This is a genomic window from Bacillus sp. JUb11 (assembly GCF_024807925.1).
GTDB classification, from domain to species: domain Bacteria; phylum Bacillota; class Bacilli; order Bacillales; family Bacillaceae; genus Bacillus; species Bacillus altitudinis.
The window spans coordinates 93015-111028 of sequence record NZ_JANUEZ010000006.1 but is presented as its reverse complement, the minus strand read 5'-3'; the positions used below and the strand labels follow the sequence as shown (position 1 = coordinate 111028).

Here is an 18014-nt window from a genome sequence, read left to right as displayed (position 1 = left end):
GCAGCGATGTTTGAACAAGTATTGATCGCCAATCGAGGCGAAATTGCCCGTAGAGTAATTCGGACATGTAAACGGCTCGGAATCAAAACCGTTGCCGTTTATTCAGAGGCTGATCAGCATGCACTTCATGTGCAAGAAGCAGACAGCGCCTATTATATCGGCGGCGCTAAAGTTTCTGAAAGCTATTTAAACATGGAAGCGATCATTAAGGTTGCCAAACAAACAAATGCTGATGCTATCCACCCAGGGTATGGTCTTTTATCAGAAAATGCGGCATTTGCTGAACGCTGCCGGAGTGAAGGCATTGCCTTTATTGGACCATCTGCACAAGTCATTCAGCAGATGGGAAATAAAATTGAAGCGAGAAAAACGATGGAACAAGCGGGCATCCCAATCGTTCCTGGTGTTTCAGCCCCACTCCATGATGCAGACGAAGGTGTTCATAAAGCACAGACACTCGGCTATCCCATTATGCTAAAAGCATCGAGCGGTGGCGGCGGGATTGGTATGCAGCTCGTCCGCAACGACGAAGAACTGCATCGAGCGTTTGAAGGAAATCAAAAAAGAGCACAAAGTTTCTTTCAAGACGGAACTTTATACATGGAAAAGGTGATTGAACACGCACGGCACATCGAAATTCAAGTTCTTTTTGATTCGTTCGGTCACGGCGTTCACTTATTTGAAAGAGATTGTTCACTCCAAAGAAGACATCAGAAAATTGTTGAAGAGGCACCAGCCGTCTGTCTTGAAGAAACGGTGAGACAGCAAATGGGACAGATGGCCGTCAAAGCTGCCAAAGCAATTGGGTATGAAAATGCGGGCACAATTGAATGTTTAGTCGATCAAAACCAGCAATTTTATTTCTTAGAAATGAATACGAGATTGCAAGTAGAACACCCGGTCACAGAAGAAATTACCGGGATTGACCTTGTCGAGGAGCAGCTAAAAATTGCCGCATTAGAGCCCCTGTCCTTCAGCCAAGAGGATATTCATCAAATTGGGCACGCGATTGAAGTTAGAATATACGCTGAAGACCCTGTGACATTTTACCCTTCGCCAGGCACGATCACTCGGCTTTCTACACCTGATGCCCCATATATCCGTCATGAGTCAAGCGTCACGAGCGGAAGTGTCATTACCCCATTTTACGATCCAATGATTGCGAAAATGATTGTGTACGGTGATACTCGAAAACTCGCCATAGAACGATTAAAAGCAGCATTACAAGCATATGAAATAGAAGGGATCAAAACCAATGTACCGCTTTTAAAGGAAATGGCCGAATCAACTGCCTTTTTACATGGCCGCATCACAACCGATTATCTGATGAAAAAAAGGGAGGAAAACCGTTCATGAAAACTGTCACGATACAAATGGCCGGAAACTTGTGGAAACTTCTTGTGAAACAGGGTGATGATGTGCAAAAAGGACAGGAAGTCGCCATCTTAGAATCGATGAAAATGGAGATTCCCATTGTTGCAGAAGAAGCAGGTGTAATCAGTAAAGTGTATAAGGCGGAGGGGGAATTTGTTGACGAGGGAGAGGTACTTTTAGAGCTGACAGAATAGGGGGAAAGCCGCATGGCATTACCAAAAAATGTGTTCATTAGAGAGGTCGGCCCGCGCGATGGACTACAAAATGAATCTGTTTGGCTGGACACAATGGAGAAGCGAACATGGATCCATTTACTCGAAGAAGCCCATCTTCCTTATATTGAAGTCACCTCATTTGTTCATCCTAAATGGGTTCCAGCCTTAAAAGACGCCAAAGAATTAGCCCAATCATTAAACAAAAAAGAGGATATCACCTATGCCGCACTCATCCCAAATGAAAAAGGATTAGCTCATTTTTTTGAAGCAAACCTTGAGGTAGGGGCTATGTTTATCTCATCGAGTGAGACACATAACAAAAAGAATATGAATCGATCTATACAGGAAACACTGCCTGTGATCAAACAAATGACAGCCGATTTAAAAGCAGAAGGACGGCAAACGCGGGCCTATATTTCTACCGTGTTTGGATGTCCTTATGAAAAACAAGTGCCGATGGACCAAGTGCTGCGATTAACGGAACAGCTGCTGTCCTTCGGCATTGATGAAATATCACTTGGGGATACCATTGGGGAAGCCCATCCGCTGCAAGTAGAAAGACGGTTAGACCTTTTACTTGAACGCTTTCCTGCTGATAAAATCGCACTTCATTTTCATGATACGAAAGGAATGGGGCTTGCCAATATTTATACAGCATTAAAAGCCGGCATCACCATATTTGATGCCTCTAGCGGAGGGCTTGGCGGCTGTCCTTATGCACCTGGCTCCAGCGGAAACGTGGCGACAGAAGACGTGGTGCACATGCTTCACAAACTCGGGATCGAAACAAATGTCGACCTCCCTTGCTTGATTAAAGCGGCTGAATGGATTGAAGCAAAAGTGGATCGAACCCTGCCAAGTCACTGTTTACGCGCTTTTCAGTCTCACACTACTTGATAAAGGGTGAATCACATGACTTCATTGATCAATTTTTCAATACAAGATCACATTGGCATCATGACATTAAATAGACCAGCACAAGCCAATGCTCTCTCCGCTGCTATGCTAGAGGAAATCAACCAAACGATTCAAGAAATCAAACATGATGCAAACATCCGCTGTTTGCTCATGACAGGAGCTGGCGCTAAAGTTTTTTGCGCAGGAGCAGACTTAAAAGAACGGCGATTGATGACAGAACAAGAAGCCAAAGAAGCCGTTCTGACCATTCAGCAAACCTTTACAGACATTGAATCTTTGCCTGTTCCTGTCATTGCCGTGATAAACGGACACGCACTTGGCGGAGGTCTTGAGCTCGCGCTCGCCTGTGATCTCCGCATCGCAAGAGCGGGTTCAGCGCTCGGCCTGCCGGAAACAGGACTAGCTATCCTGCCGGGAGCAGGGGGCACACAAAGACTTTCGCGCCTGATCGGACCCGGGAAAGCGAAAGAAATGATCTTCACAGGCACTTCTTTACGAGCAGAAGAAGCCGTTCAAATTGGGCTGATTGAACGTATCTCTACAGCCGATTCACTGATGAATGATGCCATCACACTCGCAAAACAAATCACCAAAAATGCACCGATCGCTTTAAAAGAAGCAAAACAAGCCATTCAATCCAGCCTTGATCACGATTTACAAACAGGTCTGACGAAAGAATACGAAGCGTATCTGCGGCTTATTCATACAGAAGATCGACTAGAAGGTCTCAAGGCTTTTCAAGAAAAACGAACGCCTTATTACAGAGGGAAATAGCAAGAAAGGGGAATGTTTATGATCGAAGAATATAAATTAAAAAAACAACGAATTGAAAAGGGCGGGGCAGAACGCTACCATCAAAAAAACAAAGAAAAAGGAAAATTATTTGTCCGTGATCGGCTCCATTTGTTATTAGATGAGGATTCTTTCATTGAAGATGCCATGTTTGCAGAGTGCAAAGATGAACATTTACCAGCAGATGGTGTCGTCACCGGAACCGGGCGTATGAATGGGCAGACTGTTTGTGTCATGGCAAACGACTCTACGGTTAAAGCAGGATCGTGGGGCGTCAAAACAGTAGAAAAAATCATTCGAATTCAAGAAACGGCCGAGAAGCTCAATTGTCCGATGCTGTATCTAGTCGATTCAGCGGGTGCAAGAATCACCGATCAAATCGCAATGTTCCCAGGCAGAAGAGGAGCAGGGCGCATTTTTTATAACCAAGTCAAGCTGTCTGGACGTATCCCGCAAATTTGTTTACTCTTCGGTCCATCTGCAGCCGGTGGTGCGTATATCCCTGCTTTTTGTGACATTGTCGTCATGGTCGAAGGAAATGCCTCTATGTATTTAGGCTCGCCGCGAATGGCTGAAATGGTGATCGGTGAAAAAGTATCACTTGAGGAAATGGGCGGTGCGAAAATGCATTGCAGCATTTCTGGATGCGGAGATATATTAGCCAAAACAGAGGAAGAGGCTATTCAAATTGCACGTGATTATTTAACCTATATGCCTGCCAACTATACAGAAAAACCAAAAACGACAGCAGCAAAAGCACCTAAACCATCTGAAACCACCATCCAAGACTTAATCCCTAAAGGCCAGAATACCCCATTTGATATGTATCAACTCATCGATTTACTGATTGATGAAGAGTCATTTTTTGAAATCAAAAAGCTGTTTGCCGCAGAGTTAATTACCGGCTTTGGCAGAATGAACGGTCAGCCTGTCGGTCTCATTGCCAATCAGCCAAGAGTAAAAGGCGGCGTATTATTCCACGACTCAGCTGATAAAGCCGCCAAGTTTATTCAGCTCTGTGATGCCTTTCATATCCCGCTACTCTTTCTTGCGGACATACCAGGATTTATGATTGGAACAAAAGTGGAACAAGCCGGCATTATTCGTCATGGGGCAAAAATGATCTCCGCTATGTCAGAGGCGACCGTTCCGAAAATATCCGTCATCGTCCGTAAAGCATACGGAGCAGGACTATATGCAATGGCAGGCCCTGCTTTTGAGCCAGACTGCTGTCTCGCTCTTCCATCGGCGCAAATCGCTGTGATGGGTCCAGAAGCCGCTGTAAATGCCGTCTATGCAAATAAAATTGCAGAACTCCCGCCCGAAGAGAGGGCTTCATTTATACAAGAGAAACGGAAGGAATACCAGGAAGATATGAATATCTATGAGCTTGCCTCTGAAATGATTGTCGATGGCGTCATCCCATTTGACCGTCTAAGAACGGAACTTTGTCATAGATTAGTAGCCTATTCATCGAAAGACATGACATTTACGAAACGAAAACATCCGGTCTATCCGGTCTAAAGGGGGCAGACCTCATGATCAACCTGAAACCAGAATGGATACCGGAAGAAAAGCAGAGCCAAAAAACACGTTTGCATCAGTGGATGAAATCTCTTGGTTTTTCTACGTATGACTCATTCTATCAAGCCAGTATTGATCGCACAGACTGGTTTTGGAGAGAAGCGGAAAAGGCGGTCGGCATTCAGTGGAAAAAACCATATGAAGCGGCATTAGGTCACCACTCATTGATGTGGCCGAAATGGTATCAGGGCGGCACACTAAACATCACCGAAACGGCTGTGGACAAATGGGCTGAAAAAGAAGAGACGAAGCATCGGCCCGCCATCATTTGGAGCAATGAAGCCGGTGAAGAAAAGAAATGGTCATTTCTCGAACTTCAAGAGAAGGTGAGCCGTCTTGCAGCTGGCTTTTTGAAAGAAGGACTTCAAAAAGGGGATGTAGCCATCATCTATATGCCGATGCTTCCAGAAACGGTCGCCGTCATGCTTGCCTTTGCAAAGATTGGTGTTATTTTCAGCCCAGTCTTCTCAGGCTATGGAAGCGAGCCACTCGCTGTACGCATTCGTGCGTCAGGCGCATCCATTGTCGTCACAGCGAATGAAATGATGCGGCGAGGGAAAACGATCAACATGCGGGAATGTGTGGCTAATGCCATCAACAAAACCACAACTGTGCAAAAAGTGATTGTGCACACTTCCTCTCATACCGGATATCAGGACGATGTATTGCTAAATGATTTGTTAAAAGAACAGCCGATCACCGGCGCGACCTATGTCACAAATGAAGACCCGCTGATGATCTTGTATACGTCAGGCACAACCGGCACACCAAAGGGAGCCGTTCACACACACGCAGGCTTTCCGATAAAGGCAGCTTTTGATGCCGGGCTATGTATGGACGTGGCAAAAGGAGACCGACTGTTTTGGCTGACTGATATGGGCTGGATGATGGGGCCATTCCTCGTCTTTGGCGGCTTGATCAATGGAGCTGCCATCGTTTTATATGACGGCGCTCCCGATTATCCAGATGAGCAGCAGCTCTGGTCATTCATCCACGAGAAGAAAGTCACTCATTTTGGACTTTCTCCTACATTTGTTCGTTCTGCGATGCAGCAAACGATTGATGGGGTCGAACTATCTCATGTCAAAGCCATTATTTCTACAGGAGAACCATGGAATGAAGCTCCGTGGCAATGGTTATTTCATACCATTGGTCAAAAGAACATTCCCATCTTAAATTATTCAGGAGGAACCGAGGTTTCTGGTGGCATTGTAGGCAGTACGCTGCTTCGACCCATCAAACCGATTCTCTTTAATGCGGCGATCTTAGGAATGGCGGCAGATGTATACAATGAAGCCGGGCAAAGCGTGATGAATGAGGTAGGGGAGCTTGTGGTGAAAAAGCCATGGGTCGGCATGACATGTGGTTTTTGGAACGAACCGGAGCGTTATGAAGATACGTATTTCAAACGATTTGACGGTGTATGGACACACGGAGATTGGGTCATGCAAACAGAGGACGGAGAATTCCACATCACCGGCAGATCGGATGATGTCATTAATACAGCAGGGAAACGCATCGGGCCAGCTGAAATTGAATCCATCCTTACCTGGCATCCTGCCGTGCATGAAGCCGCTGTGATTGGGGTAAAGGATGAGGTGAAAGGGGAGGCGCTCGTCTGTTTCATCGTGACCAGTCCGCATGCTTTTGAAGAAGCAGCCCTTATCCAAGAGCTTTCAGCCCATGTTGGTTCACATGCCGGAAAAGCGCTCACACCAAAAGAAGTTCATCTTATTTCAGCTTTGCCGAAAACAAGGAATGGAAAAATCGTACGGCGTTTACTTAAAGGGGCGTATGAAGATCAGCCTTCACCCGATTTATCTTCATTAGACAATCCAGATGTATATAAGAGTCTGACCGAATACTTGAATAAGAAACAGAAAAAATAAAAAAGACAGGATGGTTCCTGTCTCAGCGTGTAGACAAACCTCGCATTCGGTGTCAGTCCTGCGCTTCGGTGCTCACGAATGTCAAATTCGCTCCGCGCCGATGCTCGTCCTTCCTAGACTGGCAAAGGTTTTCTATCACGCTGAAAAGAAGACAAAGGGCTAAAATCAAGTTCATTTTAGCCCTTTGTCAACAATCTGAGACAGGATGGTTCCTGTCTTTTTTTATTGCACATGAAAATTCGTTCCATCTGTTGTCTCTTTCACAATCCCTGCACGAATGACAAAATCGCCGAAATGTTCATCTTCTTCTCGTTCTTTTGCGTAGCGGGGGAGAATAGAGCCAAGTTCTTTTAGAATGTCTTCCTCACCCACATTTTCACGGTATAATTTACTTAATCTGCTGCCATCAAATGCGGCACCAAGATACATATTATACTTACCAGGTGATTTTCCGATAAATCCAATCTCTCCAAGCGCATGACGAGCACAACCATTTGGACAACCAGTCATTCGAATGGTGATTTCTTTATCACTTAATCCGTTTTCTTCAACGATGTCTTCGATTTTATCAATCAATCGTGGAAGGTAGCGCTCTGCTTCAGCCATCGCTAAACCGCAAGTTGGCAAAGATACACAAGCCATTGAGCTGCGGCGCAGGGCGGAGTGTTGCTGGCCGTCTGATAAACCAAACTTCTGAATGAGCTGTTCGATTTGTTTCTTTTTATGAGTTGTCACATTCCCAATGATTAAATTCTGATTGGCGGTTAAACGGAAGTCACCTGTATGAACTTTGGCGATTTCGCGGATGCCTGTCATCAGCGGATAATCATCATAATCTGTGATGCGTCCGCCTTCTACAAACATCGTATAATGCCATCTGCCATTAATGCCTTTTACCCAGCCATAACGGTCACCGTTATGATCAAAGTGATAATCCTTTGCCTCTAAAAGAGTAAACCCAAGACGGCGCTCAAGTTCTTCTTTCACATTCTCAAGACCAAGACGGTCCACCGTATATTTAAAGCGGGCATTTTTTCGCACGGAACGGTTTCCGTAGTCGCGCTGAATGGTGATGACTTGTTTGGCAATTTCTACGACCTGTTCAGGTGTACAAAAGCCGATGACCTTTGCAAGCTGCGGATAAGTCGCTGTATCACCATGCGTCATACCCATTCCGCCGCCAATTGCGACATTAAAACCGACCAGTTGATCGTTTTCGATAATGGCAATAAAGCCTAGATCCTGCGAAAAAACATCAATGTCATTAGCAGGAGGGACGGCCACGCCAATCTTAAATTTTCTTGGTAAATAAAGCGGACCATACATCGGTTCAACCTCAGTGTCAGGTGTTGCTGCTACCTTTTCCTCATCAAGCCAAATCTCATGATAGGCTCTTGTTTGTGGAAGTAAGTCATCACTTAATTTTTTTGCCAGCTCGTACACGTCATGGTGCACTTCAGATTGATAAGGATTGGATGTACACATGACATTCCGGTTCACGTCGCCGCAAGCAGCAATTGTATCAAGCATAGTAGAATGAATGTCTTGAATGGTTTTTTTCATATTCCATTTTAAAATACCGTGAAGCTGAAAGGTTTCACGAGTAGTCAGCTTTAACGTACCGTTTCCGTATTTGTGAGCAAGCTCATCCATCACAAGCCACTGCTTAGATGTGGCGATTCCGCCAGGCAGACGGACACGCAGCATAAATTGATAGGCAGGCTCAAGCTTTTGTTTTTGTCGTTCATTTCTCAGATCACGATCATCTTGTAAGTAGCTGCCGTGATGCTTCATCAGACGGTTGTCATCATCCGGAATTCCCGCTGAAATCGGATCAAGCATCACTTCTTTTAACGTACCCCGTAAATAATCACTTTTTTCTTTGATTTCCTCTACGTCGCTCGGAGGTCCATCCGGCGCTGTTAATGCTGTCTTCACCATGTAAGTAAAAGCTCCTTTCTTTCAAGCATCAAATCAATAAACGTCACGCTGATAGCGTTTTTGCTGCTGTAAGTTGGCAAGATAGCTTTCTGCTTTTTCTTTGCTCATCGCACCTTCTTCTTGAATGATGGATAGAAGGGTATTGTGAACATCATGCGCCATATGCTTTTCATCTCCGCAAATATACACGTAAGCACCTTGCTCAAGCCATTCAAATAATTCTTTGCTTTGTTTCTTCATTTGGTGCTGGACATATACTTTTTCCTCAGTATCTCTTGAAAAAGCCACGTCCATTTTCGTTAAGACGCCATCCTTTAACCACTTTTGCCATTCCGTTTGGTATAAGAAATCCGTCACAAAATGCTGATCACCGAAGAATAACCATGACTTTCCGTTTGCACCTAGTTCTTCACGTTCCTGCATAAATGAACGGAAAGGGGCGATGCCTGTGCCTGGTCCTACCATAATAATCGGTGCATCTGGATCTTGAGGAAGCTTAAAGTTTTGGTTGTGCTGAATATAAACAGGTAACGTATCACCTGGCTGCAGGCGCTCTGCACATAAAATCGAACAGACACCTTGGCGTTCTCTGCCGTGCGCATCATATCTGACAGCCCCTATCGTCAAATGAACCTCTTCGTCATTTGCTTTGAGACTGCTTGCAATGGAATAAAGGCGTGCGGGTATTTTTCTTAAAATGGACGTGAAATCTGCGGCGGTTCCATCAAAAGGACCGAAATCACGAGCCGCATCTACTAGGTCCCGGCCTGCGATATATTCTTTCAGTTTTTCTTCGTTTCCTTCTTCTAAAAGGGAATGCAAGGATTCACTTTTTGTCAGTTCAGCGATCTTTTGAAGAAGTGGTTTTGTTAAAACCGTGATCTCAAAATGTGAGGTGAGTGCTTCTTTTAAAGGAAGAGTGTCTCCATTTTTATGAACGGTGACGGATTCTTCTGCATTCCACCCGCATGTTTGAATCAGTTCGTCGACAAGCGCAGGATCATTTGTCGGGTAAATGCCAAGGCTGTCACCTGGCTCATACACGAGACCTGAACCTTCAAGCGAAAGCTCTAAGTGACGTGTTTCTTTATTAGATCCACGCCCATTTAGGTTGATATTTTCAAGAACTTCAGCATAAAAAGGATTTGTTCTTGAATATTCAGAAACGGCTTGATTGTTTGCTCCCGCTGATTCTTGCGGCAGTGATACAGCTTCACCTTCACTCAAAGAAGAGGCAACACCTTGAAGCCATTCTGAAAACGGCTCATCATAATCAAGGTCACAATCCACTCGGTCAAACAGGCGAGTACCGCCAAGTTCTTCGAAGCGTTCGTCAAATTCTTTTCCTGTCTGACAGAAGAATTCGTATGAGCTGTCACCTAATGAAAGGACAGAAAAGCTTAAATGATCGAGCTTTGGCGCACGTCTGCCGTGAACATATTCATGGAACGAAAGGGCATTATCCGGCGGATCTCCTTCGCCATGTGTGCTGACAATGACCAGTAAATTGTTTATTTTTTTCAGATTATTCGGTTTAAAATCGGACATAGAAGAGAGCGTCACTTGAAAGCCTTTCTCTTCAAGATGCTGGGCTGTCTTTTTTGCTAACCCTTCGGAATTGCCTGTTTGCGACCCATAAAGCACGGTCACATCTTTGCTCACAGGCTGGGCAGATGCTGCGGCAGAAGGCACCGGAGTGACAGCTTCTGAGCCGGCAAGCGCTGCCTGCGCTGATAAATAACCAGTAAGCCAAATTTTTTGCTGATCTGTTAAAGTCGGAAGCAGTTGATTGAGTAACTCTGCCTGCTCCTGGCTAAACGGACTGTTCAATACATGAAGTTGCAACAATATCCACCTCACAAGGAATATAAACATAGATTAATTCGATAGGAATTATATATATAGGTTCAATTTGAACTTTACCGAAAGTTTGCCATTAAGTAAAATATATAATATTGATTGTCATGATTAAGATTTCTAATACCCTTAAAAATGAATAAAGCTTTTTAATTTTCGAAAAGCTTGGGCGCTAAAAAGAACGTGATTTTAATATCTTCATTTTAAATTTTTTAACAAAAAATTGATTTTATAGATTAAAATGTTAATATCATAGTTTTATTAAATCAAAGGAGCTGTAAGTAACATTGAATATTTATAAAGTTTCAATCTTAATCTTTACTCTCTTCTTAGTAGGTTGTGTTCACGTCAATGAAAAAAAAATTAATACGGAACCTAGTAGTGAAAAAAAAGAAACGCTTTTCTCTGCTAAAGGTATACTGTTACACAAAGAAAAGAACGTTGGTTTACTTCTTATTAACAATAAAACCCCTAAAAAAAATGATTATCTATTGGAATCGGCTACTCTTGTTGATAAGTATAGTTCTGATCTTATAGTGATTGATCTATCAAAAGTAAATAAGCAGAAATTGAAACCGGGACAAAAAATAGAAATTTGGTTTGAAGAACTAAAAGAATCTAATCCTCCAAAAACTACAGTGAAGAAATACAAAACTATCTCTTGATTTCCATTAAACTTCCAATTATCATAATTTTATATAGTAAATGTTATGTTGGAGGTATTGATATGAAAAAACTTGTTTTGTTTTTTGTAAGCCTTTTAAGTTTATTGTTGCTGCCCATTAATGCAAAATCCTATAGCCCCTATGACATAATATCCAAAGGTGGAGTGGAAATTCCATTTTCAGAATATAAAACTAAGGTAGATAAGAAAGATCTCTCCCATCAAGAAGGAACTCCTCCTATAACAGCAACTACATTGAAAGAATCCGACATCGCAGATTTTACACCCAGCAAATTAAAACCAGAAAAAATTTATGATAAAAATACATTTTTACCATTAAAAAATGATTATTCTAATACAATAAAACCATTTGCGGTTATTGGTGGAGACGGCAGGAAAAAAGTTAGCAATACACTAGTTTCTCCTTATAACAAAATTGCTTATTTTTATGGTGAAAACAGTAAGTACGGTTATTCATGTACAGCAAACGTCATTGCAAAAAATAAAATCTTAACCAATGCTCATTGTGTTTACGATTCAGATAGAAAAGAATACATTAAATATGGATTCGCTATTCCAGGAATGAAAGATTCTCATTATTCTTTAGGTGCTTATGAGGTAGAAGACTATTTAATACCAGGTGGATATATCAAAGAAGGAAAATCAATTTATGACTATGCTATTATTAAGTTAAAATCAACGCCTGGATACAATATTGCAGATAAAACAGGAAGCTTTGGAATATCACAAGTTTCAAAATTAAAAGGATCAACAATTAGTATTACGGGTTATCCAGGAGACTTAAACACAAAAGAAGGAAAAATATCTCAATATACAATGTCAGGAAAAGTGACATCCGAAAGTTCTGATTTAGCTTTTTATAAAATAGATACAGCAGGAGGACAATCGGGGTCAGCAATGTTAAATACAAAAAATAGAATCGTAGGAGTCCATAATGCAGCTTATTCTTCAGGTGAAAATGGGGGACCTAAAATGACTTCTGCGGTTATGACCTTTGTATCTTACGGTAAAGGATGGTAGTTATAGAAATTTTTTTGTTAACTTCTTAAAAAGGGGAGAAAGACACTTCAGTGTTTTTCTCCCTTCTCAAATTACGCCGTTGGAAGTCCCATCACAGCTTTCACTTCTAAATATTCCTCGATACCGAAGTCTCCCCATTCTCTTCCGATACCAGACTGCTTAAAGCCTCCAAATGGGGCAAAGTAATCTGTTTCTGCATTGTTAATGGTGATTTGACCGGCACGAATATGTTCAGCGACATATTTTAATGTTTTTTCATCTTGACCAACAACATACCCGGCAAGACCATACACTGTATCGTTGGCGATCTCAAGGGCATGATCGAGGTCTTGATACGTGATCACACTCATGACTGGCCCAAAGATTTCTTCTTGCGCAATGGTCATATCATTTTTCACATTGGTGAAAATGGTATACTTGGCGAAATATCCTTTATCGATTCCGTCTGGCTTTCCAGTTCCCCCAGCAAGAAGGGTAGCACCTTCTTCGATTCCTTTTTCAATATAAGATTGCACCGTATCCCACTGCTTTTTAGAAACAAGCGGGCCAGTAGCGTGATCTTCTCTCGGATCACCAACTGTAAACTTCGGCAGGGCGTTCAGCAGAGCCTTTTCAAACTTGTCTTTCATTGATTCTGGAATTAGCACACGTGTAGCTGCAGAACACACTTGACCTGTATTCATCGCAATATGATGAATGGCTGTTTCAGCTGCTTCGTCCACATCTGCATCGTCTAAGACGATAAGAGGGGATTTTCCGCCAAGCTCAAGTGCTACTTTCTTCACATTGTCCGCTGCGTTTTCCATAATTTTAGAGCCGACGGCACCTGATCCTGTAAATGAAACGAAGTCAATATCAGGATGTGAGCTAATGCCGTCACCAATCACGTCACCCGTTCCGTTTACTAAGTTGAAGACTCCTTTCGGTACACCTGCTTCATCAATAATGTCTGCAAGAATCATCGCAGCAAAAGGGGTAATTTCTGCTGGTTTTAAGACAACTGTTGAGCCTGCCGCAATGGCACCCGCAATTTTAAGAGATGTCTGATTCGTCGGGAAGTTCCACGGTGTAATCAATCCACTGACACCAATCGCCTCTTTAATAATCGTATGTCCACCGCGGTCTTCGGTAAATGTATAAGATTTCAGTGCTTCCGCTGCTTTAGAAAAATGTTCATAACCCATTTTGTAATGAACTTCTTCGGACACTTTCAGCGGTGCACCAAGCTCTTTTGTCATCACTTCTACAAGTTCATCCTTGCGTTTTTCGTACCCGCGCACAATGTTTTCCAGCATTTCTACTCGTTCATTTCGAGATGTTTTTGAGAAAGAAGGGAAGGCGGCTCGAGCTGCTTTGACAGCTTGATCTAAATCTTCTTTCGTTCCTAAACTAATGGTGCCAATGACTTCCTCTGTCGCAGGGTTAATGACCTCCGTCGTTTCGTTTCCTGTTGATGCGACCCATTCTCCATTAATAAAGTGTTTCTCTTGATTTCTCATTCTGACATGTCTCCTTTTTATATGTGATTCAATCCAATATTCTGTTTTCAGCTCATATAAAACTGTACCCACTGTGAAAAATCTAAAACGGAGAAACTGCATGAGAAAAAGTTTCTGATATAATACGCAAAGTGGGACATATGTCCTTTTCAACATGAGGGCATCTATCATTTAATGAAACTAGACTGAAAAAAGAAGGAGCTTTTGAACGAATGAAAGGTGTTATTTTTGCATTATTAGGAGGCGCTTGTATTACACTGCAAGGCGTAGCCAACGCCAGAATTAGTCAAGATATCGGGACGTGGCAGGCGGCAACGATCACGCAGCTGACAGGGTTTATCATCTCTCTCGTCATTTTACTCATCGTACGGGATGGCCACTTTAAGGAATACAAAAAAGTGCAGCCTCTTTATTTAATTGGAGGTGCATTTGCAGCCATTATTATCTTTAATGAGGTCACTGCCATTCAAATCATTGGTGTGACACTCACCATCGCTGCTTTACTTATCGCACAGCTTGCGTTTACCTTTGCCATCGATGCAAAAGGATGGTTTGGTGTTCAGAAGAAAAAAATGAAATGGCCCCATTATGCAGGCATCTTTTTAATGATTGCAGGCGTCATCATCTTAAAACTATAAAGGAGGGCATCAGATGGAGGAGCTGCATGATGAATCTCTCTTTTCCTCTTATATGAAGACGCATCAGTTACAGAATGTCTTTCATCAAAAACTCATCTCACATGTGAGCTTGTGGCGCTATCAGCAAGGTGAGCTGATTTGTTCAAAAGGGGATAAAAGGGAGTATATGTACTTGCTGGTGAAAGGAAAATTAAAGATTTTCACCACCACAAAGGAAGGAAAAACATTTATTCTTTGCTTTAAAAACCCTCTTGAAGCGATTGGAGATATTGAATACGTTCAGCAGACAGATATGGTCAATACAGTTGAAGCCGTTACAGAAGTACATATGCTCAGGATTTCTCATCAAGCCCTCATGCGGCATGCAAAGGACGATCCTCGAGTTTTAACCTTTTTGCTCAAGGGCATCACAAACAAATTTTATACAAAATCAAATGATTTAAGCTTCCACCTTTTATACCCTGTAGAGGTCAGGCTTGCAAGCTATTTATTGTCTGTTTTAACAGGTGATGATGACGCGCACGCACGCACGCTTCGCCTCACGGATGCAGCGAGCTTAATTGGAACAAGCTACCGCCATATTAACCGGGTCATTCAGCAGTTCCAAGAAAAAGGGCTGATTGAAAGGCGAAGAGGAAAGATTACGATTTGTGATCAAAAAGGGCTTTTAGAAATAGCAGAACACAACATTTATGAATAGAAGAAACGAAGGGACTTTTATATGATCATAGGAATAATATTAGCTGTCACTGCTGGGGCACTTGTCAGCTTACAAACCATTTTTAATAGTAAAGTCAATGAGCATACAGGCTCTTGGTCAACAACGACGCTAGTTCTAGGAATGGGCTTTATCGCTTCACTTTTGATGGGTCTTTTGTTAGAAGGAACCGGCATGTTTCAATTAAGGCATATGGAAGCCTGGTACTGGATAAGCGGAGCCATCGGGGTAGGCGTTGTCATCTGTCTTGTTCAGAGCATCAAACGTCTCGGTCCCACTTATGGAATCTCGATTGTTCTCACCTCCCAGCTAGGTTGTGCGCTTCTATTTGATTCGCTTGGCTGGCTTGGGTTAGAAAAAGTAACATTTTCTTTTACAAAATTATTAGGTGTACTTGTCATTGTGGCAGGAATCCTCGTATTTAAGTTAACCAAGCTTGAACCAATAGAAGAGGAGCAGTCCAGAGAAAAAGGGCTGCCACAAAAGTAGCTGCCCTTTTATTTAAATCAACCGCCGCCATAAAACCGTTATGGTAGATAAACCAGTTAAAAGGAGCCTTTTCATGAAAGGCTTTTTTTTCTGTCCATAGTCGCTTGCTTTATATTCTGTTCGATCTTTCGCTACGAGAACACTATAAGCGATTTTTCGTTCGATTGCTTCCGTAAGAGATAACGCAAATGGTGCACTATCAATCACCAAAATCGATTCAGTATTTAAAAAGCTGGATCTTGCATCTAGATTATATGTTCCAATAATACTTAAGTTATCATCAATGACCATTGATTTGGCGTGAATTGAATACGGACCTTGATATTCATACAAATGAACACCTGTTTTCATGAGTTCCTTTTTCGTGCTTAAATATCCTGCAAATGCTAAAGGGTTTGGTGTCGCTGTAAGAGAATTCGTCACGATCGTCGTTTGAATATCACTTGGTAATGGCGTGAGTCCGTCTTTCATTGGCCGTGTCGGTATGACATAAGGCGTCTGGATAAGAACCGAACGCTTTGACCGCTGTGCGAGATCGTTTAACTTTTTCAAGACGAGCGGACGTTTATTTAAGCGTTCCACTGGATTTGTGAAAAATGCAATCTGCTTTGCACGAATGGCGTCTTTTGCCCAATCATATGTGGACGTGACAAAGGGTTCTTTTGTACGAATGGCTTCCTGATAAGATCGAAGCAGCTGTTTTCTTAACTTTTTTCCTTTTTTCGCTTTTGCCTTGGAAAATACATCTTTTGTTCTTTTCGTAAAATCATGATTCCACAAATAAACGAAATACTGCTCCATTTCATCTAATACTTTTCCTTTTTTGGCGTTGTACAGCAGCACATCTCGGTCATACGCAAAGTCTTTCGGCGGCTGATCTGCAAAGTATTTATCACCAATATTTCTGCCGCCCATGACAGCGACCCTGCCATCCGCCAAAAGAAGCTTATCGTGAAGGCGGTTATGCCACGTCCATGGCTTGAACAAACGAAAAGGCTCATAAAAACGAATGGCCATATTCGGATGATTCGCCACAGCATAACGCAAATGCTTCAGCGGTCCACGCAGGCTATGGCAAATGCCGTCTAACAACAGCTGAACTTTTACTCCTCGATCAGCCGCTTCAATTAAAGCACCAAGCACCCATTCGGCGGTTTTTCCTTTTTGAATGGAATAATAACTCAAACGAATGTTCATTTTAGCCTCTCGAATCATTTGAACTCTCACTTGACCCGATTCAAACCCGTCATCAAGCAGCATGACTTGATTTATGCCTTGGTCGTCTCCTGAGATGGAAGAAGCTTTATAGATGCAATGTTCTTTACAAGTTTTTTGAAACGGTAAATAAAACAAGACAAATGCGGTCAAAAATACATACACCACATATAAAAGGATCAGAAAAAACAAGAATTGAAGCACAGTGATCAACTCCTTTCACACAAACCGTTCTTTTTGTTAGCTTATGTTAAAAACAAAATTTCACTCATCCAGCTTTCTAATAAAAAATACAGGATAAAAGAATCACCTTGTTTTCATAGGGCATTTAATTATAGTATGAAATGAGTAAGGGGGAATCGCATTGAATGAACCATTATTTAATATACCAAGTGATGTGTACCAAACGTTAAGTGAAACAGAACGTTATTTACTGCATTATATTCACCAGCATTTAGAGGATATCTCCACCTTATCCATCGTCACATTAAGTGAAAGAGCCAACGTGTCGACGGCGACCATTGTCAGACTGATGAAGAAAATCGGATACAATGGCTATACATCCTTTAAATATCGATTGAAACAAGAAAAGAAAATGACAGATGATAGTGATCAACTAAAAAATATTGACGAAGACATCAAACTAGCCATTCGAAAAAATGAAGAAGAGGTCTTAAAGACGATTCAACTGCAAAGTATTGGGCAAATTGAGGATGCGGTTCAAAAGATCCATGATGCAGACAAAATTTATATTTTTGGCAGAGGCTTTTCAGAGATGATCGCCAAAGAGATGACCATCAAATTGCAGCTCATCGGAAAAACATGCGAGGTACATGACGACCCGAATATCATTCGGCTCAAATCGCGTGACATTGATAAAAACGAACTTGCCATCTTTGTTTCATTAAATGGAGAAACGTCGGAACTAGTAGAAGCCTGCCAAAACCTCAGTATGAAGCAGGTCACGACCATTACAGTCACAACTAGAATTGATTCTACATTAAGTAAAATATCAGATATGACACTCGTCGGATATAAAGGGGAACAATCATTCTTCCCAGATTATGAAGTCAGGTCCCGCCTGTCGCTTCATGTCATTGCCCGCATTTTACTAGACGCCTATGTGATTCGGATGAAATAAATAATCAAAAAGCCTTCCACACTTTATGATGGGGGGCTT

Annotated in this window: 16 protein-coding genes; 12 read left to right on the top strand and 4 right to left on the bottom strand. The window is 42.3% G+C overall.

Annotated features, from left to right (window positions below):
- The first annotated feature begins 6 nt into the window (after positions 1-6).
- Genes M2369_RS12640 through M2369_RS12615 form a run of 6 tightly spaced genes read left to right on the top strand, consistent with a single transcriptional unit; the run spans position 7 to position 6772 of the window.
- A complete protein-coding gene (locus tag M2369_RS12640) occupies positions 7-1356 on the top strand; it encodes an acetyl-CoA carboxylase biotin carboxylase subunit (RefSeq protein WP_041507175.1) in 1350 nt (449 codons plus the stop codon).
- Positions 1353-1568 carry an acetyl-CoA carboxylase biotin carboxyl carrier protein subunit gene (locus M2369_RS12635; RefSeq protein WP_017367387.1) on the top strand — a complete coding sequence of 72 codons (216 nt, stop codon included), beginning with the start codon at positions 1353-1355 and terminating at the stop codon, positions 1566-1568. The genes M2369_RS12640 and M2369_RS12635 overlap by 4 nt, the downstream gene beginning before the upstream one ends.
- Positions 1569-1580: 12 nt before the next feature.
- Positions 1581-2486: a hydroxymethylglutaryl-CoA lyase gene (locus M2369_RS12630; protein WP_259254454.1), complete on the top strand. Its 906-nt coding sequence runs from the start codon at positions 1581-1583 to the stop codon at positions 2484-2486.
- Positions 2487-2501: 15 nt separating this feature from the next.
- Positions 2502-3281, top strand: coding sequence for an enoyl-CoA hydratase-related protein (locus M2369_RS12625; protein ID WP_259254453.1), 780 nt, complete (start codon positions 2502-2504; stop codon positions 3279-3281).
- A gap of 18 nt (positions 3282-3299) precedes the next feature.
- The gene (locus tag M2369_RS12620) at positions 3300-4823 is read left to right on the top strand and encodes an acyl-CoA carboxylase subunit beta (protein WP_259254451.1); all 1524 of its coding nucleotides are present in this window, start codon (positions 3300-3302) and stop codon (positions 4821-4823) included.
- 14 nt (positions 4824-4837) lie between these two features.
- Positions 4838-6772, top strand: a complete 1935-nt coding sequence (locus M2369_RS12615; protein ID WP_168948765.1) for an AMP-binding protein — start codon at positions 4838-4840, stop codon at positions 6770-6772.
- A 222-nt stretch (positions 6773-6994) separates the two neighbouring features.
- Here M2369_RS12615 and cysI read toward each other — a convergent pair whose 3' ends face one another.
- Together cysI and M2369_RS12605 are read right to left on the bottom strand one after the other, a co-directional pair.
- Positions 6995-8713 carry an assimilatory sulfite reductase (NADPH) hemoprotein subunit gene (gene cysI / locus M2369_RS12610; RefSeq protein WP_041507180.1) on the bottom strand — a complete coding sequence of 573 codons (1719 nt, stop codon included), beginning with the start codon at positions 8711-8713 and terminating at the stop codon, positions 6995-6997.
- Positions 8714-8746: 33 nt separating this feature from the next.
- Positions 8747-10558: an assimilatory sulfite reductase (NADPH) flavoprotein subunit gene (locus tag M2369_RS12605; protein WP_259254450.1), complete on the bottom strand. Its 1812-nt coding sequence runs from the start codon at positions 10556-10558 to the stop codon at positions 8747-8749.
- 299 nt (positions 10559-10857) lie between these two features.
- On the opposite strand from M2369_RS12605, the gene M2369_RS12600 reads away from it, so the two are divergent.
- Both M2369_RS12600 and M2369_RS12595 read left to right on the top strand, forming a co-directional pair.
- On the top strand, positions 10858-11235 hold the full coding sequence (locus M2369_RS12600) for a DUF3221 domain-containing protein (protein WP_061419260.1): 378 nt from the start codon (positions 10858-10860) through the stop codon (positions 11233-11235).
- 62 nt (positions 11236-11297) lie between these two features.
- Complete coding sequence (locus M2369_RS12595; protein WP_061419257.1) at positions 11298-12275, top strand: trypsin-like serine peptidase; 978 nt, start codon at positions 11298-11300, stop codon at positions 12273-12275.
- Between the two features lie 71 nt (positions 12276-12346).
- Here the strand turns inward: M2369_RS12595 and M2369_RS12590 are convergent, their stop codons facing one another.
- Positions 12347-13774 (bottom strand): aldehyde dehydrogenase family protein, encoded by a 1428-nt coding sequence (locus M2369_RS12590; RefSeq protein ID WP_061419254.1) that lies wholly within the window; start codon positions 13772-13774, stop codon positions 12347-12349.
- Positions 13775-13986: 212 nt separating this feature from the next.
- On the opposite strand from M2369_RS12590, the gene M2369_RS12585 reads away from it, so the two are divergent.
- Genes M2369_RS12585 through M2369_RS12575 form a run of 3 tightly spaced genes read left to right on the top strand, consistent with a single transcriptional unit; the run spans position 13987 to position 15619 of the window.
- On the top strand, positions 13987-14412 hold the full coding sequence (locus tag M2369_RS12585) for a DMT family transporter (RefSeq protein ID WP_008343684.1): 426 nt from the start codon (positions 13987-13989) through the stop codon (positions 14410-14412).
- 13 nt (positions 14413-14425) lie between these two features.
- Positions 14426-15112 carry a Crp/Fnr family transcriptional regulator gene (locus M2369_RS12580; protein WP_041092782.1) on the top strand — a complete coding sequence of 229 codons (687 nt, stop codon included), beginning with the start codon at positions 14426-14428 and terminating at the stop codon, positions 15110-15112.
- Between the two features lie 21 nt (positions 15113-15133).
- Entirely contained in the window at positions 15134-15619 is a 486-nt protein-coding gene (locus M2369_RS12575) for a DMT family transporter (RefSeq protein ID WP_039167841.1), read from the top strand.
- Between the two features lie 12 nt (positions 15620-15631).
- On the opposite strand, the gene M2369_RS12570 is transcribed toward M2369_RS12575, so the two are convergent.
- Positions 15632-17038: a phospholipase D-like domain-containing protein gene (locus M2369_RS12570; protein ID WP_259254448.1), complete on the bottom strand. Its 1407-nt coding sequence runs from the start codon at positions 17036-17038 to the stop codon at positions 15632-15634.
- Between the two features lie 160 nt (positions 17039-17198).
- On the opposite strand from M2369_RS12570, the gene M2369_RS12565 reads away from it, so the two are divergent.
- Complete coding sequence (locus tag M2369_RS12565) at positions 17199-17975, top strand: MurR/RpiR family transcriptional regulator (protein ID WP_007499235.1); 777 nt, start codon at positions 17199-17201, stop codon at positions 17973-17975.
- Positions 17976-18014 lie beyond the last annotated feature (39 nt).

Excerpts from the sequence above, each read along its gene's own strand:
- M2369_RS12595 (WP_061419257.1), top strand. The coding sequence starts at position 11,298 with ATGAAAAAACTTGTTTTGTTTTTTGTAAGCCTTTTAAGTTTATTGTTG.
- M2369_RS12635 (WP_017367387.1), top strand. The coding sequence starts at position 1,353 with ATGAAAACTGTCACGATACAAATGGCCGGAAACTTGTGGAAACTTCTT.
- M2369_RS12580 (WP_041092782.1), top strand. The coding sequence starts at position 14,426 with ATGGAGGAGCTGCATGATGAATCTCTCTTTTCCTCTTATATGAAGACG.
- M2369_RS12620 (WP_259254451.1), top strand. The coding sequence starts at position 3,300 with ATGATCGAAGAATATAAATTAAAAAAACAACGAATTGAAAAGGGCGGG.
- M2369_RS12625 (WP_259254453.1), top strand. The coding sequence starts at position 2,502 with ATGACTTCATTGATCAATTTTTCAATACAAGATCACATTGGCATCATG.
- M2369_RS12590 (WP_061419254.1), bottom strand. The coding sequence starts at position 13,774 with ATGAGAAATCAAGAGAAACACTTTATTAATGGAGAATGGGTCGCATCA.
- cysI (WP_041507180.1), bottom strand. The coding sequence starts at position 8,713 with ATGGTGAAGACAGCATTAACAGCGCCGGATGGACCTCCGAGCGACGTA.
- M2369_RS12630 (WP_259254454.1), top strand. The coding sequence starts at position 1,581 with ATGGCATTACCAAAAAATGTGTTCATTAGAGAGGTCGGCCCGCGCGAT.
- M2369_RS12575 (WP_039167841.1), top strand. The coding sequence starts at position 15,134 with ATGATCATAGGAATAATATTAGCTGTCACTGCTGGGGCACTTGTCAGC.
- M2369_RS12640 (WP_041507175.1), top strand. The coding sequence starts at position 7 with ATGTTTGAACAAGTATTGATCGCCAATCGAGGCGAAATTGCCCGTAGA.
- M2369_RS12615 (WP_168948765.1), top strand. The coding sequence starts at position 4,838 with ATGATCAACCTGAAACCAGAATGGATACCGGAAGAAAAGCAGAGCCAA.
- M2369_RS12585 (WP_008343684.1), top strand. The coding sequence starts at position 13,987 with ATGAAAGGTGTTATTTTTGCATTATTAGGAGGCGCTTGTATTACACTG.